At 61.6% G+C, this 24,186-nt stretch carries 20 protein-coding genes and 2 tRNA genes; 15 read left to right on the top strand and 7 right to left on the bottom strand.

What is annotated here, in order from left to right:
- Window positions 1-96: 96 nt before the first annotated feature.
- The 4 genes from JV551A3_RS28265 to JV551A3_RS28250 all read right to left on the bottom strand — a co-directional run bounded on the left by JV551A3_RS28265 (window position 97) and on the right by JV551A3_RS28250 (window position 3,408).
- Window positions 97-1,662, bottom strand: a complete 1,566-nt coding sequence (locus tag JV551A3_RS28265; protein WP_133975740.1) for an ABC transporter permease — start codon at window positions 1,660-1,662, stop codon at window positions 97-99.
- Window positions 1,662-2,675, bottom strand: a complete 1,014-nt coding sequence (locus JV551A3_RS28260; protein ID WP_133975738.1) for an extracellular solute-binding protein — start codon at window positions 2,673-2,675, stop codon at window positions 1,662-1,664. The genes JV551A3_RS28265 and JV551A3_RS28260 overlap by 1 nt, the downstream gene beginning before the upstream one ends.
- A gap of 471 nt (window positions 2,676-3,146) precedes the next feature.
- Window positions 3,147-3,233 (bottom strand) — tRNA-Leu (locus JV551A3_RS28255).
- An 88-nt stretch (window positions 3,234-3,321) separates the two neighbouring features.
- Window positions 3,322-3,408 (bottom strand) — tRNA-Leu (locus JV551A3_RS28250).
- Window positions 3,409-3,679: 271 nt separating this feature from the next.
- On the opposite strand from JV551A3_RS28250, the gene rnr reads away from it, so the two are divergent.
- From rnr to JV551A3_RS28210, 8 genes are all read left to right on the top strand, one after another.
- Window positions 3,680-6,268, top strand: a complete 2,589-nt coding sequence (gene rnr / locus JV551A3_RS28245; protein WP_133975736.1) for a ribonuclease R — start codon at window positions 3,680-3,682, stop codon at window positions 6,266-6,268.
- Complete coding sequence (gene rlmB / locus JV551A3_RS28240; protein ID WP_110745923.1) at window positions 6,265-7,011, top strand: 23S rRNA (guanosine(2251)-2'-O)-methyltransferase RlmB; 747 nt, start codon at window positions 6,265-6,267, stop codon at window positions 7,009-7,011. The genes rnr and rlmB overlap by 4 nt, the downstream gene beginning before the upstream one ends.
- A 305-nt stretch (window positions 7,012-7,316) precedes the next feature.
- Complete coding sequence (gene rpsF, locus JV551A3_RS28235) at window positions 7,317-7,742, top strand: 30S ribosomal protein S6 (protein WP_003249557.1); 426 nt, start codon at window positions 7,317-7,319, stop codon at window positions 7,740-7,742.
- 28 nt (window positions 7,743-7,770) lie between these two features.
- Window positions 7,771-8,001 (top strand): 30S ribosomal protein S18, encoded by a 231-nt coding sequence (gene rpsR / locus JV551A3_RS28230; RefSeq protein ID WP_003249563.1) that lies wholly within the window; start codon window positions 7,771-7,773, stop codon window positions 7,999-8,001.
- Between the two features lie 33 nt (window positions 8,002-8,034).
- A complete protein-coding gene (locus JV551A3_RS28225; protein ID WP_112253673.1) occupies window positions 8,035-8,898 on the top strand; it encodes a hypothetical protein in 864 nt (287 codons plus the stop codon).
- Window positions 8,899-8,918: 20 nt separating this feature from the next.
- On the top strand, window positions 8,919-9,365 hold the full coding sequence (rplI, locus tag JV551A3_RS28220) for a 50S ribosomal protein L9 (protein WP_003249568.1): 447 nt from the start codon (window positions 8,919-8,921) through the stop codon (window positions 9,363-9,365).
- A gap of 113 nt (window positions 9,366-9,478) precedes the next feature.
- Window positions 9,479-10,876 carry a replicative DNA helicase gene (dnaB, locus tag JV551A3_RS28215; protein WP_009681285.1) on the top strand — a complete coding sequence of 466 codons (1,398 nt, stop codon included), beginning with the start codon at window positions 9,479-9,481 and terminating at the stop codon, window positions 10,874-10,876.
- Between the two features lie 202 nt (window positions 10,877-11,078).
- The gene (locus JV551A3_RS28210; protein WP_133975734.1) at window positions 11,079-13,379 is read left to right on the top strand and encodes a YgiQ family radical SAM protein; all 2,301 of its coding nucleotides are present in this window, start codon (window positions 11,079-11,081) and stop codon (window positions 13,377-13,379) included.
- 123 nt (window positions 13,380-13,502) lie between these two features.
- Here the strand turns inward: JV551A3_RS28210 and JV551A3_RS28205 are convergent, their stop codons facing one another.
- A complete protein-coding gene (locus JV551A3_RS28205; protein ID WP_133975732.1) occupies window positions 13,503-14,090 on the bottom strand; it encodes an LOG family protein in 588 nt (195 codons plus the stop codon).
- A gap of 349 nt (window positions 14,091-14,439) precedes the next feature.
- Here JV551A3_RS28205 and azu point away from each other — a divergent pair, with 349 nt between their 5' ends.
- Window positions 14,440-14,886: an azurin gene (gene azu / locus JV551A3_RS28200; RefSeq protein ID WP_085627326.1), complete on the top strand. Its 447-nt coding sequence runs from the start codon at window positions 14,440-14,442 to the stop codon at window positions 14,884-14,886.
- A gap of 111 nt (window positions 14,887-14,997) precedes the next feature.
- Here the strand turns inward: azu and nadE are convergent, their stop codons facing one another.
- Both nadE and pncB read right to left on the bottom strand, forming a co-directional pair.
- The gene (nadE, locus tag JV551A3_RS28195) at window positions 14,998-15,825 is read right to left on the bottom strand and encodes an ammonia-dependent NAD(+) synthetase (protein ID WP_133975730.1); all 828 of its coding nucleotides are present in this window, start codon (window positions 15,823-15,825) and stop codon (window positions 14,998-15,000) included.
- Between the two features lie 3 nt (window positions 15,826-15,828).
- A complete protein-coding gene (gene pncB / locus JV551A3_RS28190) occupies window positions 15,829-17,034 on the bottom strand; it encodes a nicotinate phosphoribosyltransferase (RefSeq protein ID WP_112253668.1) in 1,206 nt (401 codons plus the stop codon).
- Window positions 17,035-17,559: 525 nt separating this feature from the next.
- Here pncB and JV551A3_RS28180 point away from each other — a divergent pair.
- The 6 genes from JV551A3_RS28180 to JV551A3_RS28155 all read left to right on the top strand — a co-directional run bounded on the left by JV551A3_RS28180 (window position 17,560) and on the right by JV551A3_RS28155 (window position 24,122).
- Window positions 17,560-18,696 carry a branched-chain amino acid ABC transporter substrate-binding protein gene (locus JV551A3_RS28180; RefSeq protein WP_133975728.1) on the top strand — a complete coding sequence of 379 codons (1,137 nt, stop codon included), beginning with the start codon at window positions 17,560-17,562 and terminating at the stop codon, window positions 18,694-18,696.
- Window positions 18,697-18,849: 153 nt separating this feature from the next.
- Window positions 18,850-19,764 carry an ABC transporter permease subunit gene (locus JV551A3_RS28175; protein WP_013974411.1) on the top strand — a complete coding sequence of 305 codons (915 nt, stop codon included), beginning with the start codon at window positions 18,850-18,852 and terminating at the stop codon, window positions 19,762-19,764.
- Between the two features lie 2 nt (window positions 19,765-19,766).
- Entirely contained in the window at window positions 19,767-21,071 is a 1,305-nt protein-coding gene (gene livM / locus JV551A3_RS28170) for a high-affinity branched-chain amino acid ABC transporter permease LivM (RefSeq protein WP_112253667.1), read from the top strand.
- Window positions 21,068-21,943 carry an ATP-binding cassette domain-containing protein gene (locus JV551A3_RS28165; protein ID WP_010955466.1) on the top strand — a complete coding sequence of 292 codons (876 nt, stop codon included), beginning with the start codon at window positions 21,068-21,070 and terminating at the stop codon, window positions 21,941-21,943. Before livM ends, JV551A3_RS28165 begins: the two co-directional genes overlap by 4 nt.
- Window positions 21,940-22,656: an ABC transporter ATP-binding protein gene (locus tag JV551A3_RS28160; protein WP_015271986.1), complete on the top strand. Its 717-nt coding sequence runs from the start codon at window positions 21,940-21,942 to the stop codon at window positions 22,654-22,656. The genes JV551A3_RS28165 and JV551A3_RS28160 overlap by 4 nt, the downstream gene beginning before the upstream one ends.
- A 698-nt stretch (window positions 22,657-23,354) precedes the next feature.
- Complete coding sequence (locus JV551A3_RS28155) at window positions 23,355-24,122, top strand: SDR family oxidoreductase (RefSeq protein ID WP_013974408.1); 768 nt, start codon at window positions 23,355-23,357, stop codon at window positions 24,120-24,122.
- Window positions 24,123-24,186: the final 64 nt, after the last annotated feature.

The following is a 24,186-nucleotide window of genomic DNA, read 5'->3' as shown; positions in this document are numbered from 1 at the left end:
CGAAGCAGGCGACGCGGAGCATGGCACCGGCTGCGCCGGTGTTCGCGGCCACGGCCGCTCCCACAGGTACCGCGCAGGCTTGGGGAGCGTTGCCGATCAGGCCTTGTTCAGATACATCCGCGTAGTCAGCAGATAAACCGGCAACCCCGAAACCACGATCAGTAGCGCCGCATAAGGCGCCGCCGCTGCAAACTCGACGTTGGCCGTATGCGCCCATACCTCGGTCGCCAGGGTAGTCATGCCGGTCGGGCTGAGCAGCAAGGTCGCCGTCAGCTCTTTCATCGCATCCAGGAACACCAGCGCAAAAGCCGCCGCCATGGCCGGGAAGATGATCGGCAAGGTCACCCGGCAGAACGCGGCAAAGCTGTTCGCGCCCAAGGTTCGCGCGGCTTCTTCCAGCGTCGGCGAAGCCTTGTTCAAAGCGGTGCGCACCGGTGACTGGGCCAGCGGCAGGAATAGCAGCGCATAGGCCAGCAGTAACAGTGCCGTGGTCTGGTACAGCGCCGGCACGTAATGCAGGGCGAAGAACACCAGGGTCAGGGCAATCACCAGGCCGGGCAGGGCGTGCAGAAGGTACGGCAGGCGCTCGGCCCAGATTGCCAGGTGGCCCTTGTAGCGCACCACCAGGAAGCTGATCGGCAGGGCCAGTAGCACGCAGAAACCGGCACCACCCAGCGACACCGACAACGAGGTGAACAGCGCCTTGGAAATGGCAGCAACAGGGAACGCTGCCGATGAACCCACGCTCAGCCAGTAGCCGAGCATGGCCAGCGGAATACCGCTGCCCAATACCGCCAGGCCCACACAGAACAATTGCGCCGGCACTGACCAGCCACGCAGCCGCACCGGTTGCGCACGACGCGCCACACCCTGGCCGATGCGCACATGGCGGGCCTTGCCACGTACCCGCAGTTCAAGCCACAGCATCACCAGGCACATCGCCAACAGTACGGCGGACAGCATGGCCGCATTGGCGTTGCTGAACTCCAGTTCGAACTGTTGGTAGATCGCCGTGGTGAAGGTTTGCAGGCCGAGGATCGACAAGGCGCCGAACTCCACCAGCATGTGCAGGGCGATCAGCAGCGCGCCGCCCAGCATCGATGGCCATAGCAGCGGCAGGGTGACCTTGACGAATACGCCCCAGCGGCTGCAGCCCAACGTACGTGCCGACTCCTCCAGCGAGGTATCGAGGTTGCGCAGGGTTGCGGCCACCGGCAGGAACACCAGCGGGTACTTGGACAGGGCCATGACCATGATCGCTCCGCCCAGCCCTTCGAAGTCCGAGCTCAGTGACACCCAGGTGAAGCTGCTGACGAACGACGGCACGGCAAACGGCAGGCATAGCACCACGCCCCACAATCGGCGGCCGGCCAGGTTGCTGCGCTCCAGCAGCCAGGCCAGGGCCAGGCCGACTACCATGCAGGTCAGCGTCACCCCGACCATCAGCATCAGGGTGTTGCGCATCAGTCCCCAGACAAACGGCCGCCACAGCAGGTGCAAGGCTTCGCGCCAGCCGGCCTCCCAGGCTTTCATGGCAACGTACAGCAAAGGCAGCAAACTCATCGCTACCAGGAACAGCACAGGCAGCACCACCCAGACGGAGGGGCGCTTGCGGCGTGGTACGAAGCGTACCGGCACTGGTTCGGTCAGGGCGGCAGTCATCAGAGCAGGCCGACCTCGCGCTCAAGCTCGATCGCTTCCTCGGCATTGCCCAGGTCGGCTGGCGAGATCTTCGGCGGACGCAGGTCTTCGAACGGCTTCAGGCCACGGTCGGAGACCATGCCTTTGTGCAGTGGGTACTCGGCGGTGGTCTGGGTGATCACGCGCTGGCCTTCTTCGCTGGCCATCCAGTTGAGCAGGGCCTGGGCTTCTTTCGGGTGCTTGCTGGCCTTGACCACGGCTGCGCCGGAAATGGTGACCAGGTTGCCGGCATCGCCATCGGCCAGGTAGTAGAGCTTGGTGTCCAGCTTGCCGCGCTCGCGCTCGAGCGCATACCAGTAATAGTTGTTCACCAGTACCGCAGCCACTTCGCCTTTTTCCACGGCTTTGAGGGCGACCATGTTGTTGGTGTAGGTCTTGCCGAATGCCTTCAGGCCGGTCAGCCATTCTTCGGTGGCTTCACGGCCGTGCATCTTCAGGATGGCCACGGCCTGTTCCTGAAAAGCGCCGCTGGTGGGCACATAGCCGACGCGGCCTTCCCACTCGGGGTTGGCGAAGTCCATCACTGTGGTCGGCAAGTCTTTCTCGTCGACTTTCTTCGGGTTGAACACGACGATGCGCGTACGGGCGGTAATGCCCATCCAGGTGCCGTTGGCGCCAACGTACTCCTTGGGCATCATGTTCGCGGTGGCGTCGTCGATCTTCGCCAGCAGGCCCAGTTCGCCCAGGTTGTTCAGGGGAGGGGACTCTTCGGTATAGATGATGTCGGCCGGCGAGCGTTCGCCTTCCTCGATGATCTGGCTGGCCAGCTGGTTGCTGCTGCCCTTGCGGATATTGATGTGGACGCCGGTCTTGGCCTCGTAGGCCTGGGCGATGGCTTCGCCGATTTCCTTGTGCTGACCGTTGTACATGGTCAGGGTGACTGGTGCGTCTGCCATGGCGGCCGGAGCGCCGATGACCAGGCTCAGCGCGGCGGCGGCCAAGGTACGCATCAGCGGTTGCGGGCGGATCGTCATGCGGGTACTTCCTCGCTTACGGCTACATATTTGGAAACAATGGTAAACGAAATCGTTTCTCAAGTGGCCGGGTGCCGAGAAATTCATGGTCAGACCAAGGTGCAAGAGCCTGAAGGTGGGTTGGCTGTGCTGGCCTCTTCGCGGCTGAAGCCGCTCCCACAGGGGGGGCACAGGTATCGAGGGGAGTGAAAATACCTGTGGGAGCAACTGTCTTGCCCCATCAGGTTGCCTCATTGCCTGTAGGAGCAGCCTTGTGCTGCGAAGAGGCCATTACCGGCAAAGAGGATTTTTTGCCCATCCGGCCTCTTCGCAGCACAAGGCTGCTCCTACTGATCCTGTGCATGCCTGGAAGTCGGTGCTGACAATGTGGGAGCGGCTTTAGCCGCGAAGAGGCCGGAACAGGGCCGAAAGAGGGGGATACAAAAATCGCAGGCAAGAAAAAACCCACTAGCAAGCTAGTGGGTTTTTGTATGGTGCCCAGGAGAAGACTCGAACTTCCACGACCGTTAAGTCACTGATACCTGAAACCAGCGCGTCTACCAATTCCGCCACCTGGGCAAAGCTTTGCATCATCTGGAGAAGGCGACTATCGTTCGCTTTCACACAGTAGTAACAGATCCTTGGTCATCTGTTACTTGAAAATATTTGGTGCCCAGGAGAAGACTCGAACTTCCACGGCCGTTAAGCCACTGATACCTGAAACCAGCGCGTCTACCAATTCCGCCACCTGGGCACACATTCGAGATTACCTGATGCTTTACAGCGTCGCTCATCTCTACTACAACTTCGGGGTTGTCCGTCGTTGTGGTGCGCACTATACGGACGGTCCTGGAGGCTGTAAACCCCCAAAGCAAAAAAAATTTCAAAAAATTCAACTTGTTGATTCCGCAGGCCTATTCCTGCTCGCCGGGTATGCCCGTGGGGCTGTCCAAGGCTGACATTTCCGGTTTCAATACGCCTATGCCAGAATTCATATCTATATACCCCAAGGTGAACCCCTTCTGATGGCCGATTGGCAATCCCTCGATCCCGAGGCCGCTCGCGAAGCGGAAAAATACGACAACCCCATTCCCAGCCGTGAGCTGATCCTGCAGCGCCTTGCCGACCGTGGCGAACCCGCTGCGCGCGAGGAGCTGGCGAAAGAGTTTGGTCTGTATGAAGAAGACCAGATCGAAGCCCTGCGCCGCCGCCTGCGTGCCATGGAGCGCGATGGCCAGCTTATCTATACCCGGCGCGGCACTTATGCCCCGGTAGACAAGCTGGACCTTATCTGCGGTCGGGTCTCCGGTCACCGCGACGGCTTCGGCTTCCTTATCCCGGACGACGGCAGCGAAGACCTGTTCCTCAGCCCGTCGCAGATGCGCCTGGTGTTCGACGGCGACCGCGGCCTGGCCCGGGTCTCTGGCGTCGATCGCCGTGGCCGCCGCGAAGGCGTGCTGGTCGAAGTCATCTCCCGTGCCCATGAGAGCGTGGTCGGCCGTTACTTCGAAGAAGGCGGTATCGGCTACGTGACCCCGGACAACCCGAAGATCCAGCAGGAAGTGCTGGTCACCGCCGGGCGCAACGGTGGCGCGAAGATCGGCCAGTTCGTCGAGATCAAGATCACCCACTGGCCCACTCCGCGCTTCCAGCCGCAGGGCGACGTGGTCGAGGTCATCGGCAACTATATGGCGCCGGGCATGGAGATCGACGTTGCCCTGCGCAGCTACGATATCCCGCACGTCTGGCCCAAGGATGTGATCAAGGAAGCGCGCAAGTTCCGCTCCGAAGTCGAAGAGAAGGACAAGGAGAAGCGCGTCGACCTGCGCCACCTGCCGTTCGTCACCATCGACGGCGAGGACGCCCGCGACTTCGACGACGCCGTCTATTGCGAACCGCTGGGCAAGCTGCGGCTGTTCTCGGGTGGCTGGCGCCTGTATGTGGCCATCGCCGATGTGTCCAGCTACGTGCGCCTGGGTTCGGCCCTGGACGTCGAGGCCCAGCAGCGCGGCAACTCGGTGTACTTCCCCGAGCGCGTGGTGCCGATGCTCCCGGAAGAGCTGTCCAACGGCCTGTGTTCGCTGAACCCGCATGTCGATCGCCTGGCAATGGTCTGCGAAATGACCATGAACAAAGCCGGCCAGATGGTCGACTACCAGTTCTACGAAGGCGTAATCCACTCCCACGCCCGCCTGACCTACAACAAGGTCAGCAGCATGCTCGAGCACTCGCGCACCCGTGAGGGCAAGGCGCTACGCGAAGAGTACAAGGCTGTCGTGCCGGACCTGAAGAACCTGTACAACCTGTACAAGGTGCTGGTGGATGCACGTCACACCCGGGGTGCGATCGACTTCGAGACCCAGGAAACCCGCATCATCTTCGGTGACGAGCGCAAGATCGCGGAAATCCGCCCGACCGTGCGCAACGACGCCCACAAGCTGATCGAGGAATGCATGCTGGCGGCCAACGTTGCCACTGCCGAGTTCTTGCAGAAGCATGGCGTGCCGGCCCTGTACCGTGTGCATGACGGCCCGCCGCCAGAGCGCCTGGAAAAACTGCGCGCGTTCCTCGGCGAGCTGGGCCTGAGCCTGCACAAGGGCAAGGACCCGTCGCCGAAGGATTACCAGGCCCTGCTGGCGAGCATCGCCGGGCGCCCGGACTTCCACCTGATCCAGACCGTGATGCTGCGTTCGCTGAGCCAGGCGGTGTACAGCACCGAGAACAACGGCCACTTCGGCCTGAACTACGAGGCGTACACCCACTTCACCTCGCCGATCCGTCGTTATCCGGACCTGCTGGTGCACCGCGCCATCCGCAGCATCATCCGCTCCAAGGTGGATACCCCGCACGTCAAGCGTGCCGGCGCCATGAGCATCCCCAAGGCGCGTATCTACCCGTACGACGAAAACACCCTCGAGCAGCTCGGCGAGCAGTGCTCGATGACCGAACGCCGGGCCGATGAAGCCACCCGTGACGTGGTCAACTGGCTCAAGTGCGAGTTCATGAAGGACCGCGTGGGCGAGACCTTCCCGGGTGTGATCACCGCGGTGACCGGTTTCGGCCTGTTCGTCGAGCTGACCGACATCTATGTGGAAGGCCTGGTGCATGTCAGTGCGCTGCCGGGCGACTACTACCACTTCGACCCGGTGCACCACCGCCTGTCTGGCGAGCGTACGGGACGCAGCTTCCGCCTGGGCGACACCATCGAGGTCAAGGTCATGCGTGTTGACCTGGACGAGCGCAAGATCGACTTCGAGGTGTCGGAAAAGACCCTGGCCGCGCCGATCGGTCGCAAGCAGCGTGGCGCTGCGCCAGCTGCCGACAAGGTTGAACAGCAGCAGCCGGTAACTGAAGCGAAAGCCTCGCCGAAGCCGCGCAGCCGCAAGAGCGAAGCGTCCGAGGCGTATTTCCCGAAAGACGCCGTGCAGCGCAACGCCGAAGTGCGCAAGAGCCGCGAAATGAAGAAGGCGCTGATGAGCGAGGCGCGCAGTGGCAGCCATGCCGGCAGCAAGTCGGACAAGGGCGGCAAGGCCTCGGCGTCCGGCAAGCCGACCAAGCACCGTAAAGGCCCGCCGAAGTCCGGCGCGCCACGCAAGAGCAAGAGCAAGTCATGAGTCAGCTGGAAAAGATCTACGGCGTGCATGCCGTACAGGCATTGCTGCAGCATCATCCGAAGCGGGTCAAGCAGATCTGGTTATCGGAAGGGCGCAGCGAGCCGCGCCTCCAGGCGCTGCTGGCGTTGGCCGCAGAAAATCGCGTGGCGGTCGGCCAGGCCGAGCGCCGTGAGATGGATGCCTGGGTAGAGGGTGTGCACCAGGGCGTGGTCGCCGAGGTAAGTCCGAGCCAGGTGTGGGGCGAGTTGATGCTCGAGGAGTTGCTCGAACGCACCGAAACACCCCCTCTGATCCTGGTGCTGGACGGCGTGACTGACCCACACAACCTTGGCGCCTGCCTGCGTACCGCCGATGCCGCCGGTGCCACGGCGGTGATCGTGCCCAAGGACAAGTCCGCGACCCTGACCCCGGTTGTGCGCAAGGTGGCCTGCGGCGCGGCGGAGGTGATCCCGCTGGTGGCCGTGACCAACCTGGCGCGCACTCTGGAGAAACTGCAGCAGCGTGGCCTGTGGGTGGTCGGTACCGCCGGCGAGGCCGAGCAGGAGATCTACCAGCAGGACCTGACCGGGCCGCTGGTGATGATCATGGGCGCGGAAGGCAAGGGCATGCGCCGGTTGACCCGCGAGCATTGCGATTTCCTGGTGAAGTTGCCGATGGGCGGTAGTGTCAGCAGCCTGAACGTGTCGGTGGCGACCGGCGTCTGCCTGTTCGAGGCTGTGCGTCAGCGTCAGGCCAAGCGCTGATCTTCGGCCTGTACCGGCCTCTTCGCGGGTAAACCCGCTCCCACAGGGATCGCACAAGGCCTGAGCCCTGTCGAGTACCTGTGGGAGCGGGTTTACCCGCGAAAGGGCCGGCAGACTGTAATGTGTTTCAGGCTGTTCAAATATTCGCCAATTACCTTGCTTGTGCGCCCCGCCTTCTCTACAATTGCGCCCCTTGCCGAGCTGGCAGGCGCACATGTGCCTCCCCTCCGTGCAAGACATACAGTGTCATTCACTCCTTGTCTGACCAGATTCACTGGCAGACTACTAACCCGTAAGGAGCATTCATGCGTCATTACGAAATCATCTTCCTGGTTCACCCGGACCAGAGCGAACAAGTCGGCGGCATGGTTGAGCGTTACACCAAGCTGATCGAAGAAGATGGTGGCAAGATCCACCGCCTGGAAGACTGGGGCCGTCGTCAACTGGCCTACGCAATCAACAATGTTCACAAGGCTCACTACGTGATGCTGAACGTTGAGTGCACCGGCAAGGCCCTGGCCGAGCTGGAAGACAACTTCCGCTACAACGATGCCGTTATCCGTAACCTGGTCATCCGTCGCGACGAAGCCGTTACCGGCCAGTCCGAGATGCTGAAGGCTGAAGAGAACCGCAGCGAGCGCCGTGAGCGTCGCGAGCGTCCTGAGCATGCTGACTCCGCCGAAGGCGACGACAGCAATGACAGCGACTCCAGCGATAACGCTGACGAGTAATCCACGGACCTTTAGAGGAGCCTATTAAATGGCACGTTTCTTCCGTCGTCGTAAATTCTGCCGCTTCACTGCTGAAGACGTGAAAGAGATCGACTTCAAAGATCTCAACACCCTGAAAGCTTACGTATCCGAAACCGGCAAGATCGTTCCAAGCCGTATCACCGGTACCAAAGCTCGTTATCAGCGTCAGCTGGCTACCGCTATCAAGCGCGCCCGCTTCCTGGCCCTGCTGCCCTACACCGACAGCCACGGCCGCTGAGACCGGGTCGTCGACAAGCAGTAAGGGATTAGCATGCGAGCGTTAGCAAGTTTCATCATGCGCGGTCGTGTGCAGGCCACCCTCGTGGTGGTCATCAGCGCGGTACTGCCGCTGCTGTTCTGGTTGAGTGCCGCTGCCGGCAGCCTTGTGCTGCTGCGGCGTGGGTTCAAGGATGCTACAACGGTCATCGCCGGCGGCCTGCTGGCCGGGCTGGCCGTGTGGGTCATGGGCGATCCCATCACCTTTCTGGTGATTGCGGGTGCCCTGGCCCTGGCCGCCATGTTGCGTGCCGAGCATCCCTGGAGCCGGGTGTTGCTCGCCAGTGCCGTGTTCGCCGTGGCGTTTAGCCTCGTGCTTGATCTGGCGCTGGCGCAAACCTTCGATGTGCTGGCCAAGGCGTTTGCCGAAGCCATGCCGAAAATCGAAGGGCAGCCGGTGCTCTCCGGTGAGCTGATCCGCCCTGTGCTGGTCGCTTCCACAGCAGTGACGGTGCAATTGTTCAGTGTGCTGGCGTTGATGCTGGCGCGCTATTGGCAGGCAGCGTTGTACAACCCTGGAGGCTTCGGTCGCGAGTTTCGCGAACTGAAGTTGCCAAAACAGACCATGGCGGTCTTGGTGGCAGTGATGGTGGTGGCCCCGTTCATCGGGCCGCAGTTCATCGTCCTGGCATCGGCCTCGAGCCTGGTACTGGTGCTGGCCGGCATCGCCTTGATGCACGGGCTGGTGGCACAGGGTCGACTGGCCGGTTTCTGGCTGGTGGGCATGTACGTGACGCTGCCGCTGATCATGCAGCTGATTTATCCGTTGCTGATGGTTTTGGCCATTGTCGACAGCCTGATTGATTTTCGCGGTCGCAAGTCCCCCAAGGGGAATGACTCCGCGAACGGTGAAGGTTAAAAGTTAAGAGGTTTTACCAAATGGAACTGATCCTGCTGGAAAAAGTCGCTAACCTGGGCAACCTGGGCGACAAAGTAAAAGTTAAGGCTGGTTACGGCCGTAACTTCCTGCTGCCATTCGGCAAGGCCACCGTTGCCAACGCCGCCAACCTGGCCGCGTTCGAAGAGCGTCGCGCCGAGCTGGAAAAAGCAGCTGCTGACAAGAAAGCTTCGGCTGAAAGCCGCGCTGCCCAACTGGCCGAGCTGGAAGTGACCATCACTGCCACCGCTGGCGACGAAGGCAAGCTGTTCGGTTCGATCGGCACCCACGACATCGCTGACGCCCTGACCGCCTCCGGCGTTGAAGTGGCCAAGGCTGAAGTTCGTCTGCCGAACGGCACCATCCGTCAGGTTGGCGAATACGACGTAGCCGTGCACCTGCACAGCGACGTTGAAGCCACCGTACGCGTGGTCGTCGTAGCTGCCTAAGCTGCGCTGACTGTCTGGCTCCTTGCGGGTCAGGCGGTTAACATCGGGCACGGTCCTGTTTTCGACAGGCCGTGCCCTTTGTCTTTTTCGTCCTCCAGAATTCTTTCGTGGCCATGAACGAGATCACCACTTCCGAACAGCTTGACCTGCAAACCGCAGCCCTGAAGGTGCCGCCGCATTCCATCGAGGCCGAACAGGCCGTGCTCGGTGGCCTGATGCTGGACAATAACGCCTGGGAGCGGGTGCTGGACCAGGTATCGGATGGCGACTTCTACCGGCATGACCACCGCCTGATCTTCCGTGCCGTGCACAAGTTGGCCGATGCCAACCAGCCATTCGACGTGGTGACCCTGCACGAGCAGTTGGACAAGGAAGGCCTTTCTTCGCAAGTCGGTGGGTTGGCCTACCTGGCCGAGCTGGCCAAGAACACCCCGTCGGTAGCCAACATCAAGGCCTACGCCGCGATCATTCGCGAGCGCGCCACCCTGCGTCAGCTGATCAGCATCAGTACCGATATCGCCGACAACGCGTTCAACCCGCAAGGGCGCAACGCTGAAGAGATTCTCGACGACGCCGAGCGGCAGATCTTCCAGATCGCCGAGGCCCGGCCGAAAACCGGCGGCCCAGTGGGAGTCAACGAACTGTTGACCATGGCCATCGACCGCATCGATACGCTGTTCAACTCCGACAGCGACATCACTGGCGTGTCCACCGGCTTTACCGACCTCGACGAGAAGACCAGCGGCCTGCAGGCTGCCGACCTGATCATCGTCGCCGGCCGACCGTCGATGGGCAAGACCACCTTCGCCATGAACCTGGTGGAAAACGCCGTACTGCGTACCGACAAGGCGGTACTGGTGTTCTCCCTCGAGATGCCAGGTGAATCGCTGATCATGCGTATGCTGTCGTCCCTTGGCCGTATCGACCAGACCAAGGTGCGTTCCGGCCAGCTGGACGACGATGACTGGCCACGCCTGACCTCGGCGGTGAACCTGCTCAACGATCGCAAGCTGTTCATCGACGATACCGCTGGCATCAGCCCCTCGGAGATGCGCGCGCGTACCCGCCGCCTGGCCCGCGAGCACGGCGAAATCGCCATGATCATGGTCGACTACCTGCAGCTGATGCAGATCCCGGGTTCGGCCGGTGACAACCGGACCAATGAAATTTCCGAGATCTCCCGCTCGCTCAAGGCACTGGCCAAGGAGTTCAACTGCCCGGTCATCGCCCTGTCGCAGCTGAACCGCTCCCTTGAACAGCGCCCGAACAAACGCCCGGTCAACTCCGACTTGCGTGAATCCGGTGCAATCGAGCAGGACGCCGACGTGATCATGTTCGTGTATCGCGACGAGGTGTACCACCCCGAGACCGAGCACAAGGGCGTGGCGGAAATCATCATCGGTAAGCAGCGTAACGGCCCCATCGGCTTCGTGCGCCTGGCCTTCATTGGCAAGTACACCCGCTTCGAGAACCTTGCACCGGGCATGTACAACTTCGACGACGACGAATAAGCCACTGGCCTCATCGCTGGCAAGCCAGCTCCCACAGGAGATCACTGCCTTCAGGCCGGTGGAGCCCCTGTGGGAGCTGGCTTGCCGGCGATGAGGGCGGTACAGGCACCCCATGAATCCGACAACCACCGTCGGATTTGGTCAAAATTTGTGCTATATTCCGCGCCCGCGATTTCCCTGCACACCAGAACCGGTCACTGACATGCAAGCAGCCAAACCACTCTACGACTATCCCAAGTACTGGGCCGAATGCTTCGGGCCAGCACCTTTCCTGCCGATGAGCAGGGAGGAGATGGATCTGCTCGGCTGGGATTCCTGCGACATCATCATCGTGACCGGTGATGCCTACGTCGACCATCCGTCGTTCGGCATGGCCATCATCGGCCGCCTGCTGGAGGCTCAGGGCTTCCGGGTGGGCATCATCGCCCAGCCGAACTGGCAGTCGAAAGACGACTTCATGAAGCTCGGCGAGCCGAACCTGTTCTTCGGCGTGGCCGCGGGCAACATGGACTCGATGATCAACCGCTACACCGCGGACAAGAAGATCCGCTCCGACGATGCCTACACCCCTGGTGGCCAGGCTGGCAGCCGCCCGGACCGCGCCAGCCTGGTCTACAGCCAGCGCTGCAAGGAAGCCTACAAGCATGTGCCGATCGTACTGGGCGGCATCGAGGCCTCGCTGCGCCGCATCGCCCACTACGACTACTGGCAGGACAAGGTCCGCCACTCGATCCTGATCGACGCCAGCGCCGACATCCTGCTGTTCGGCAACGCCGAGCGCGCGGTGGTCGAGGTGGCCCAGCGCCTGTCCAACGGCGAAAAGATCGAGACCATCACCGATGTGCGCGGCACTGCTTTCGTGCGTCGTGACACGCCTCAGGGCTGGTACGAGATCGACTCGACCCGCATCGACCGCCCGGGCCGCGTCGACAAGATCATCAACCCGTACGTGAATACCCAGGACACCCAGGCCTGTGCCATCGAGCAGGCCAAGGGCGACCAGGAGGACCCGAACGAAGCCAAGGTCGTGCAGATTCTCGACAGCCCGAGCATGACCCGGGAAAAGTCGGTGATCCGCCTGCCGTCGTTCGAGAAGGTGCGTAACGACCCGGTACTCTATGCCCATGCCAACCGGGTGCTGCACCTGGAGACCAACCCGGGCAACGCCCGCGCCCTGGTGCAGAAACACGGCGAAGTGGATGTGTGGTTCAACCCGCCACCCATCCCCATGAGCACCGAGGAAATGGACTACGTGTTCGGCATGCCCTATGCGCGTGTGCCGCACCCTGCCTACGGCAAGGAGCGCATTCCGGCCTACGAGATGATCCGTTTCTCGGTGAACATCATGCGTGGCTGCTTCGGTGGCTGCACCTTCTGCTCTATCACCGAGCACGAAGGCCGCATCATCCAGAACCGCTCGCACGAGTCGATCTTGCACGAAATCGAAGAGATGCGTGACAAGGTGCCGGGCTTCACCGGCGTGGTCTCCGACCTTGGCGGCCCGACTGCCAACATGTACCGCATCGCCTGCAAGAGCCATGACATCGAGAAGCACTGCCGCAAGCCGTCGTGCGTGTTCCCGGGCATCTGCGAAAACCTCAACACCGACCACAGCTCGCTTATCGAGCTGTACCGCAAGGCTCGTGCCCTGCCGGGTGTGAAGAAGATCCTGATTGCCTCGGGCCTGCGTTATGACCTGGCGGTGGAGTCGCCGGAGTACGTCAAGGAGCTGGTCACCCACCATGTCGGCGGTTACCTGAAAATTGCCCCGGAGCACACCGAGCGTGGCCCGCTGGACAAGATGATGAAGCCGGGCATCGGCACTTATGACCGCTTCAAGCGCATGTTCGAGAAGTTCTCGAAAGAGGCGGGCAAGGAGCAGTACCTGATCCCGTACTTCATCGCCGCGCACCCGGGCACCACCGACGAAGACATGATGAACCTGGCCCTGTGGCTGAAAGGCAACGGCTTCCGTGCCGACCAGGTGCAGGCGTTCTACCCGTCGCCGATGGCCTCGGCCACGGCCATGTACCACTCGGGCAAGAACCCGCTGCGCAAGGTGACCTACAAGAGCGAGGGTGTGGAGATCGTCAAGAGCGAGGAGCAACGCCGTCTGCACAAGGCGTTCTTGCGTTACCACGACCCGAAGGGCTGGCCGATGCTGCGTGAAGCGCTGCAGCGCATGGGCCGTGCTGACCTGATCGGGCCGGGCAAGCATCAGCTGATCCCGCTGCACCAGCCGCAGAGCGATACCTACCAGAGTGCGCGCCGCAAGAACTCGACCCCGGCGGGTAGCCACAAGGTGGGCAAGGAGCAGAAGATCCTTACCCAGCACACCGGTCTGCCGCCGCGTGGCAGCGATGGCAGCAAGCCGTGGGACAAGCGTGAAAAGGCCAAGGCCGAAGCGTTTGCGCGTAACGAGAAGGCGGCCAAAGAGCGCAAGGAAGCGGCCAAGGGTGGCAAGGGCAACAAGAAGCCGCGTCAGCCCGTTATCCCACGTTGATTCTGAAGGCTGAATAAAGAACCTGTGGGAGCGGGTTCACCCGCGAATGCAATGGTGGCTTCACTGCCGCCTTCGCGGGTGAACCCGCTCCCACAGGTCAGGTGTTTAGCCCATCAATCGAGATCAGTCAGGCTTCTTGTCGACCCACTTCGGCGCCACCGGCGCAATGAAACTGTCCATGCCATCCAGCAGCGCGTCCGGCTGCTGCTCCAACAACAACATCGCCCGATGTTGCGGCCGCACAAAGCCTTCTTCGACGATATGGTCGAGGAACCCGCCCAGCTTGTCGTAGAAGCCATTCACATCAAGCAGTCCCAAGGGCTTGGCGTGATAACCCAGCTGCCCCCAGGTCCATACCTCGAACAACTCCTCCAGCGTACCCAGCCCACCGGGCAGGGCGATGAAGGCATCGCTCAGCTCGGCCATGCGGGCTTTGCGCGCGTGCATGCCATCCACTACTTCCAAGCGAGTCAGGCCCTTATGGCCGACTTCAGCGTCCAGCAGGCTCTGTGGAATGATTCCAACCACTTCGCCACCGGCTGCCATGGCCGCATCGGCCACCACACCCATCAGGCCGACTGCGCCGCCGCCATAGACCAGTGTCAGGCCGCGACGGGCGATCGCCTGGCCCAGCGCGATGGCCGCTTCACGGTAGGCGGGGTTGGCACCAATGCTGGCGCCGCAGAACACACAAACGGAACGTACGGGCATTGCTCATCTCCAGTCACTCAGGCTGACAGGGTAAGGGCCATGTCCTACAGTTCCAAGGCCGGTTTCACTCCGGCCGGGAGAATTCACAGATGGCGCCAGTCGCTCCATGGGCGTAGGCCGCCAGCAGGCTGTTCATCAAGCTACCAAGGGTCATTTCGTATTGCTCCTAAATGAGAGGTTGTCCCATCGTCCAATAAAAGGGCATGATGTGCTCTTAGATTGGTTGTATACAATCGATTGAACAATTCAACTGGCTGGCCGCTTGCCACCCCTTTGACTCATGTCAGCAGGGAGCTGAACGGTTTCAGGCAGTCTCGCAATTGATAAAACCCTGCCAAGGAGATTCATGATGTTTGCGAAAGCTGTAGCGGTATCCCTGCTGACCCTCGCCAGCGCCTCCGTCTTCGCCGCCGACTGCAAAGTCACTGTCGATTCGACTGACCAGATGTCGTTCAACACCAAAGAATTCACTGTCGACAAGAGCTGCAAGACCGTTGAAATCGAACTGACCCACGGTGGCAAGCTGCCGAAGAACGTCATGGGTCACAACCTGGTGATCAGCAAGACTGCCGATATGCAGGCCATCGCCACCGAAGGCATGACGCAAGGTCTGGAAAAGGACTACATCAAGGCTGACAACGCAGCGATCATCGGCCACACCAAGATGATCGGTGCGGGTGAAAAATCCAGCATCACCCTGGACACTTCCAAACTGGAGGCGGGCGGCGACTACAGCTTCTTCTGCACCTTCCCGGGCCACATCTCGATGATGAAGGGCAAGGTCGTCGTCAAGTAATCAAAGGCTGACGGTGAACCCTGTGGGAGCGGGTTCACCCGCGAATGCGTCGGTGGATTCACCATCGTATTCGCGGGTGAACCCGCTCCCACAGGTCCTTTCATAGCCTTATCAAGGGGCGAACGGCAGTTCGCGCTTGTGCTGGGTCTTGCGGTAGGTAGCGACGATGATGTCGAACGCTTCCTGGTCAACCGGCTGCCCGTGCAGGAAGGCATCGATCTGCTGGTAGGTGATGCCATGCGATGCTTCGTCCGGCTTGCCTGGCGCAAGGTCTTCCAGGTCCGCAGTCGGTACCTTCTCTACCAGTGACTCCGGCGCGCCAAAGCTGTGCGCAATTGCCCGCACCTGGTTCTTCACCAGGCCGCTCAGCGGCGCGAGGTCGCAAGCGCCATCGCCAAACTTCGTGTAGAAGCCCATCACCGCCTCGGCGGCATGGTCGGTGCCGATCACCAGGCCTGCGCGCGCGCCGGCAATGGTGTACTGGGCGACCATGCGCATGCGCGCCTTCACATTACCCACCACGAAGTCCACCAGGCTGGGCGAGCCACCCTTTAGCGCCTCAGTCTCTGCAGCAAGCGCCTTGACCGCTGGCGCGATGTCGATGGTGTGTACTTCATCGGCCTTGATCACATCCAGGCAAGCCTGGGCGTCGTGCTCGTCATGCTGAACGTGATAGGGCAGGCGCACCGCGATGAAGGTGTAGGCCTTGTCGCCGGTTTCGGCGCGCAACTCATTGATGGCACGCTGGGCGAGCAGGGCGGCGGTCAGCGAGTCGACGCCGCCGCTGATGCCCAGCACCAGGGTCTTGAGCCGGGCGTTGGCCAGGCAATCCTTGATGAACGCCACGCGCCGGGCAACTTCGGCCTCGAGCGCGGCGGCGTCGGCGAACGGCGGCTGTACCTTCAGCGCCTGGGCAATCTCTTGCTGAACCGCTTGCATGGGTTACTCCTTGCTGGGGACTTTGAATACATGGCGCATGTAGGCGACGAAGTTCTCGTCGCGGCATTGGGTCTTGGCGGCTTCGTCCGAGATCTTCGCTACCGGCGCGCCGTTGCAGTCGGTCATTTTGAGCACGATGCTCATCGGGGCCACACCCGGGATATCGCAGGTCAGGTTGGTGCCGATGCCAAAGCTGACATTGATGCGACCGCGCAGGGCTCGGAAGATTTCCAGCGAGCGGGTCAGGTTGAGACCGTCGGAAAACACCAGGGTCTTGGTCATCGGGTCGATACCCAGTTTCTGGTAATGGGCAATGGCTTTTTCCGCCCAGGCCACCGGTTCGCCGGAGTCGTGGCGCAGGCCGTCGAACAGCTTGGCGAAGTACAGGTCGAAATCGCCGAGGAAGGCATCCATGGTGATGCAGTCGGTCAAAGCGATGCCGAGCAGGCCGCGGTACTCGCGCACCCAGCAGTCCAGTGCGGCGATCTGGCTGTCGATCAGCCGCGGGCCGAGTTGCTGGTGGGCCATGATCCATTCATGGGCCATGGTGCCCAGCGGCTTGATATCCAGTTTCCATGCCAGGTCGACATTGCTGGTGCCGACGAAGCGGCCCGGGAAATCGTCGCGCAGCACGCGCACCACCTCTTCCTGCACACGGCTGGAAAAGCGCCGGCGAGTGCCGAAGTCGGCCACCTGCATTTCGGCCAGTTCATCATCAGTGGCATGTGCGCGTAGCCAGTCGAACTTGCGGTACAGCTGGTCGCGCGCCTCGGCCAGGCGCATGCGCGGGTGCAGATGGCGATTGCGCACTTCGCTGATGATCGCCAGCAGCGGCACTTCGAACAGGATCACATGCAGCCACGGGCCTTTCAGGCGCAGGAACAGCTGGTCGTTTTCTATCCCCAGGCGTACGTAGCGCAGGTTGAAGCGGAACAGGCGCAGAAAGCGCAGGAAGTCAGGCTTGAGGAAGCTGATACGTTCGAGGAAGGCCAGCTGGCCGTCATCCAGGGTCAGGTCGCTGAGCAGTTCGAGCTGGTTGCGGATCTCGCCGAGGTAGGGGCGCAGGTCCTCGCCGTTGCGACAGCGGAATTCCCATTCGACGTCGGCGTCCGGGTAGTTGTGAAGCACGCCCTGCATCATGGTGAGTTTGTAGAAGTCGGTGTCGAGCAGGTTGTGCACGATGCGCTCGGCGAATGCGCTCTCGCTCATCAATGGGGCTCCGGAAGCGGCGAATGGCGGACATTGTGCCAGCCTTTTGCGGCTTGTTGGGCCTGTACCGACCTCTTCGCGGGTAAACCCGCTCCCACAGGTGCTGCACCGCTCTTGAGCTCAGTGGGGTCCCTGTGGGAGCGGGTTTACCCGCGAAGAGGCCGGAACTGCCAAAACCGCGTGTTTTTTCGTGCACCAGCTAGCCTTGAAACGGTGCCGCCTGTAGCAGTCGCGCACCAGCTGTGTGCAGTTCGGTGACGTCCGCTGTTACAGGGCGGTTGCACGTAAACACTTGCCAGGGTTGCAATGATGGCACTCGATGGTTGCTCCTTGTCTGTACGTGTGGTGGCGCCTGCCGCGTGGCAGACGGTTGCACGCTCAATAAAGAAAAGGCCGTCGGTCGCCTGCTGGCAACGTGCACTGTGTGTTTTCCCGGAAGACAAAACCTATGGCACGGCCCTTGCTCGGAGCACAGGGCTGAGAAGTTGTAGTGCCAACCAAAAAAAACTCTAGGAGCACCACCTCATGTCGCAGACGTTTTACAAGAAAGGTTTCCTGGCTCTGGCCGTAGCTACGGCACTGGGTGTTTCTTCGTATGTTCAGGCCGACGTCAAGATCGGTGTAGCGGGCCCGATGACCGGAGCCAACGCAGCGTTTGGCGAGCAGTACATGAAAGGTGCGCAGGCAGCGGCCGACAAGATCAACGCCGCCGGTGGCGTGAACGGCGAGAAAATCGTCCTGGTCAAAGGCGATGACGCCTGCGAACCGAAGCAGGCCGTGGCCGTGGCCAACCGCCTGGTCGACCAGGACAAGGTGATCGGTGTGGTCGGCCACTTCTGTTCGTCCAACACCATCCCGGCCTCCGAGGTGTATGACGAGGCTGGCGTCATTGCCATCACCCCGGGCTCCACCAACCCACAGGTCACCGAGCGCGGCCTGGGCGCCATGTTCCGCATGTGCGGCCGTGATGACCAGCAGGGCATCGTTGCTGGCGACTACATCGTCGACGTGCTCAAGGGCAAGAAAGTTGCCGTGCTGCACGACAAAGATACCTATGGCCAAGGCCTGGCCGATGCGACCAAGGCGCAGCTGGAGAAACGTGGCGTCAAGCCGGTGCTGTACGAAGGCCTGACCCGTGGCGAGAAAGACTTCAGCGCCGTGGTCACCAAGATCCGCTCCACCGGTGCCGACGTGGTCTACTTCGGCGGCCTCCACCCGGAAGCCGGCCCGCTGGTGCGTCAGCTGCGCGAGCAGGGCCTGAAGGACGTCAAGTTCATGTCCGATGACGGCATCGTTACCGACGAACTGGTGTCCACCGCTGGCGGCGCGCAGTATGTCGATGGCGTGTACATGACCTTCGGCGCCGACCCGCGCCTGCTGCCAGACAGCAAGGCGGTGGTGGAGGAGTTCCGCAAGGCCGGTACCGAGCCTGAAGGCTACACCCTATACGCTTACGCCTCGCTGCAGGCTCTGGCCGCCGCGTTCAACGGCGCCAAGTCGAACAAGGGCGAAGACGCTGCCAAGTGGCTCAAGGCCAACCCGGTCAAGACCGTCATGGGCGAGAAGAAGTGGGACAAGAAGGGTGACCTGACCGTGTCCGACTACGTGGTCTACCAGTGGGATGCCCAAGGCAAGTACCACCAGCTGGAAAAACAAAAATAACAACGGCCCACGGCCCGGGCGCGTCAGCCCGGGCCAAAGCCCCGCGGTACCTGTCTTTATCCGTAGATCTGCACAGTTCTGCGCTGCGAGGGCCGCCTGTCCCAGGCCCGCCGTGGTCGGCGCTCGTGCAATCTCAATAGGTGAGATTGCGTTATGGATGGTATTTTCCTGCAGCAACTGGTCAACGGCCTGACCCTCGGGTCGGTCTATGGCCTGATCGCCATCGGCTACACAATGGTCTATGGCATCATCGGCATGATCAACTTCGCGCACGGCGAGGTTTACATGATTTCCGCGTACCTCGCGGCGATCAGCCTGGCATTGCTGGCTTACTTCGGTATCGAGTCGTTCCCCCTGTTGATGCTGGGCACCCTGTTGTTCACCATCGTCGTCACCGGCGTATACGGCTTCACCATTGAACGCATCGCCTACAAACCCCTGCGCAACTCCACCCGCCTGGCGCCGCTGATCAGTGCCATCGGCATCTCGCTGATCCTGCAGAACTACGCGCAGATCAGCCAGGGTGCCCGCCAGCAAGGTGTGCCGACCCTGCTCGAAGGCGCCTGGCGCGTCGAAGTGGGCACCGGCTTCGTGCAACTGACCTACACCAAGATCTTCATCCTGGTCGCAGCCTTCGTCGGTATGGGCTTGCTCACCTACGTGATCAAGTACACCAAGCTCGGCCGCATGTGCCGTGCCACCCAGCAAGACCGCAAGATGGCCTCGATCCTGGGCATCAACACCGACCGGGTTATCTCCTACGTGTTCGTAATCGGTGCGGTAATGGCTGCCCTGGCCGGCGTGCTGATCACCATGAACTACGGCACCTTCGACTTCTACGCAGGCTTCATCATCGGTATCAAGGCGTTCACTGCCGCAGTACTCGGCGGCATCGGCTCGCTGCCTGGCGCCATGCTCGGCGGGATCATCCTGGGCATTTCCGAGTCGCTGTTCTCTGGCCTGATCAACTCCGACTACAAGGACGTGTTCAGCTTCTCGCTGCTGGTGATGATCCTTATCTTCCGCCCACAAGGCCTGCTGGGTCGCCCGCTCGTGGCTAAGGTGTGAACATGTCCATTGCCAAAACTGCCGCTGTAAGCGAAACCAACAAGGGTTTCGACCTTAAACGCAGCTTGCTGGAGACCATCGTCGCCGGCCTGCTGGCACTCATCGTGTTTGGCCCCGTCGTCGGCGTGGTGCTCGACGGCTACACCTTCAATGCCGAGCCGCGGCGTGTGGCGTGGCTGGTCGGCGGGGTGATGCTCGGGCGCTTCCTGCTCAGCCTGTACCTGCAGACAGCCGCCGGGCGGCGCATGCTGGAAGGCTTCGATAGCGGCGGCTCGGGCGTGCATGTGCGCGCGCCGAACTACGTGTCGCGCCTGCGCTACATCATCCCGGCGCTGGTGGTGATCGCCATCGTCTTCCCGATCTTCGCCAACAAGTACCTGCTGACCGTGGTCATCCTCGGCCTGATCTACGTGCTGCTGGGCCTGGGCCTGAACATCGTGGTCGGCCTGGCCGGCCTGCTCGACCTGGGCTACGTGGCGTTCTATGCCATTGGCGCGTACGGCTTGGCGCTGGGTTACCAGTACCTTGGCCTGGGCTTCTGGAGCGTGCTGCCACTGGCGGCCATCGCCGCGGCGCTGGCGGGGTGCATACTCGGTTTCCCGGTGCTGCGAATGCATGGCGACTACCTGGCGATCGTGACCCTGGGCTTCGGCGAAATCATCCGCCTGGTGCTGAACAACTGGCTGTCGTTCACCGGTGGCCCGAATGGCATGCCGGCGCCGGCACCGACCTTCTTCGGCCTGGAATTCGGCCGCCGGGCCAAGGACGGCGGGGTGCCGATCCATGAGTTCTTCGGCTTCGATTACAACGCCAACCTCAAGTTCGTGTTCATCTACGCGGTGCTGTTCATCGTCGTGCTGGCCGTGCTTTACATCAAGCACCGCCTGACCCGCATGCCGGTCGGCCGTGCCTGGGAAGCGCTACGCGAAGACGAGATCGCCTGCCGCTCGATGGGCCTGAACCACGTGCTGGTCAAGCTCTCGGCCTTCACCCTGGGTGCCTCTACCGCCGGCCTGGCCGGGGTGTTCTTCGCCACCTACCAGGGCTTCGTCAACCCGTCGTCGTTCACCTTCTTCGAATCGGCGCTGATCCTCGCCATCGTCGTGCTTGGCGGCATGGGCTCGACCGTGGGCGTGGTGATCGCGGCGTTCGTGCTGACCGTGGCGCCGGAGCTGCTGCGCAGCTTCTCCGAATACCGGGTGCTGCTGTTCGGTGTGCTGATGGTGCTGATGATGATCTGGCGACCGCGTGGGCTGATCCGCATCAGCCGTACCGGTGTGACCCCGCGTAAAGGAGTGGCGCCATGAGCGACGATATCATTCTCTCGGTCGACAACCTGATGATGCAGTTCGGTGGCATCAAGGCGCTCAGCGATGTCAGCCTGAAGGTCCGGCGTAACCAGATCTTCGCCCTCATCGGCCCCAACGGCGCCGGCAAGACCACTGTATTCAACTGCCTGACCGGCTTCTACAAAGCCAGCGGCGGGCGCATCGAACTGAACGTGCGCGGCAGCCATACCAATGTCATCCAGCTGCTCGGCGAACGCTTCCAGGCGGCCGATTTCGTGTCGCCGGCGCGCTTTGCCAACCGCATGTACTACAAGATGTTCGGCGGTACCCACCTGGTCAACCGTGCTGGCCTGGCACGTACCTTCCAGAACATTCGCCTGTTCAAGGAAATGTCGGTGGTAGAGAACCTGCTGGTGGCCCAGCACATGTGGGTCAACCGCAACCTGCTGGCCGGGGTGCTCAACACCAAGGCCTACCGCAAGGCCGAGAGCGACGCGCTGGACCATGCATTCTACTGGCTGGAGGTGGTCGATCTGGTCGATTGCGCCAACCGCCTGGCCGGTGAGCTTTCGTACGGCCAGCAGCGCCGTCTGGAGATTGCCCGGGCCATGTGCACGCGGCCGAAGATCATCTGCCTGGACGAACCGGCGGCTGGCCTGAACCCACAGGAAACCGAGGCACTAAGCCGCATGATCCGCGTGCTGCGTGACGAGCACGACATCACCGTGGTGCTGATCGAACATGACATGGGCATGGTCATGAGCATTTCCGACCATATCGTGGTGCTCGACCATGGCAACGTGATTGCCGAAGGTGCGCCGCAGGATATCCGCCACAACCCGACGGTGATCGCCGCCTACCTGGGTGCCGATGAAGAGGAGCTGGTATGAGTGCACCCATTCTCGAACTGAAGGACCTGGACGTGTTCTACGGCCCGATCCAGGCGCTGAAAAAGGTCTCGATGCACATCAACGAGGGCGAGACGGTCAGCCTGATCGGTGCCAACGGTGCCGGCAAGTCGACCCTGCTGATGTCGATCTTCGGCCAGCCGCGCGCGGCTTCCGGGCATATCGTGTACCGCGGCACCGACATCACCCGCAAGTCGTCGCACTACATCGCCTCCAACGGTATTGCCCAGTCGCCGGAAGGGCGCCGGGTGTTCCCCGACATGACCGTCGAGGAGAACCTGATGATGGGTACCATCCCCATCGGCGACAAGCATGCCGACGAAGACATGCAGCGCATGTACGAGCTGTTCCCACGTTTGAAGGAGCGGCGTAACCAAAGGGCCATGACCATGTCCGGTGGCGAGCAGCAGATGCTGGCGATTGCCCGCGCGCTGATGAGCCGGCCAAAGTTGTTGCTGCTGGATGAGCCATCGCTGGGGCTGGCACCGATCGTGGTCAAGCAGATCTTCTCGACCTTGCGCGAACTGGCCAAGACCGGGATGACCATCTTTCTGGTGGAACAGAACGCCAACCATGCGCTGAAACTGTCGGACCGGGCTTATGTGATGGTCAACGGGCAGATTCGCATGAGCGGGACGGGGCAGGAGCTGCTGGTCAACGAGGAAGTGCGCAACGCCTATCTCGGCGGGCATTGAGTTGCATTCGGGGGCCGCTTTGCGGCCCATCGCGACACAAGGCCGCTCCTACAAGCGATTTGCGATTCCATGTGACATCGCGGTCCCTTGTAGGAGCGGCCTTGTGTCGTGATGGGCTGCAAAGCAGCCCCGATTCCAAATGTGGACAACTTGTCGCGGGGCCTGTCCCCATACACTCTGCATCCCTTCGCAAGCCATTGTTTCCACAGGCCTGATCTTTTCCACGGATAATGTGGAACCGCCTGTGGAAAACATGGTGGCATCTCGCTCAAGCCCTTTGATACCAAGCCCTGCAGCTTCATGATCATTTTTTGATCACAAGCGCCTTGTGAATAAATATCTCAGGTTTTTCAAAGCCATGCATTCACTCCAGGCTTTGCGCAAAGCCTGTGGATAAACCTGTGAAAAAACCTTGGACAGACCGCTGCAGGCTGTATGTTTGAAAGCCCTGCGCCATCACCGAAAAGATATCCACCGACCGCAAGTCGCTGAAAGGGTTCCGCACCGTGGCCAAGTTGCCCCCAATCCGTGGGGAAAGCCTTGTGGATAACGTGCGCATAGCTGCTGCCGAGCCCTCTGCTGCAAGGCTTTGCCGCATATGATCAAAAAATGAACAGTGCCGCGGGCGGGTTGCTGCAAGCGCCCGGCGCGGGCATGCTGCAAGACTGCCGATGACAACCCACCGTGAGGAACAGAGCATGACGTCCACCGTATTCATCACTGGCGCGACTTCCGGTTTCGGCGAGGCCACAGCCCGCCGCTTCGCCGAAGCCGGCTGGAAGCTGGTGCTCACTGGCCGCCGCAAAGAGCGCCTGGACGCCCTGTGCGCCGAACTGTCGGCCAAGACCGAAGTGCACGGCCTGGTGCTCGACGTACGTGACCGCAAGGCCATGGAGCAGGCCATCGCCAACCTGCCGGCCGGCTTCGACAAGTTGCGTGGCCTGGTCAACAACGCAGGCCTGGCGCTGGGTGTGGACGCGGCGCAGAACTGCAGCCTGGACGACTGGGAAACCATGGTCGATACCAACATCAAGGGCCTGATGTACACCACCCGCCTGCTGCTGCCACGGCTGATCGCCCATGGCCGTGGGGCGTCGATCCTCAACGTGGGTTCGGTGGCGGGCAACTACCCGTACCCGGGCAGCAACGTGTACGGCGGCACCAAGGCCTTCGTCGGCCAGTTCTCGCTGAGCCTGCGCTGCGATCTGCGGGGTACGGGCGTGCGTGTGAGCAACATCGAGCCAGGCCTGTGCGAGAGCGAGTTCTCGCTGGTGCGCTTCGGCGGTGACCAGGCCAAATATGACGCCACCTATGCCGGGGCCGAGCCGATCCAGCCGCAGGACATTGCCGAGACCATCTTCTGGATCCTCAACCAGCCGGCGCATATCAACATCAACAGCCTCGAGCTGATGCCGGTGAGCCAGGACTGGGCAGGGTTTTCGATCGACCGGTCGGTCAAGGGCTGATCCGAGGGCCTCTTCGCGGGTAAACCCGCTCCCACAGGTACTGCACCAGTTTCAGAGCAGGCGC

The sequence above is a fragment of the Pseudomonas inefficax genome (genome assembly GCF_900277125.1).
Taxonomy (GTDB): domain Bacteria; phylum Pseudomonadota; class Gammaproteobacteria; order Pseudomonadales; family Pseudomonadaceae; genus Aquipseudomonas; species Aquipseudomonas inefficax.
The sequence above is the reverse complement of the archived record's forward strand: the minus strand, read 5'-3'. Positions and strand labels throughout refer to the sequence as shown.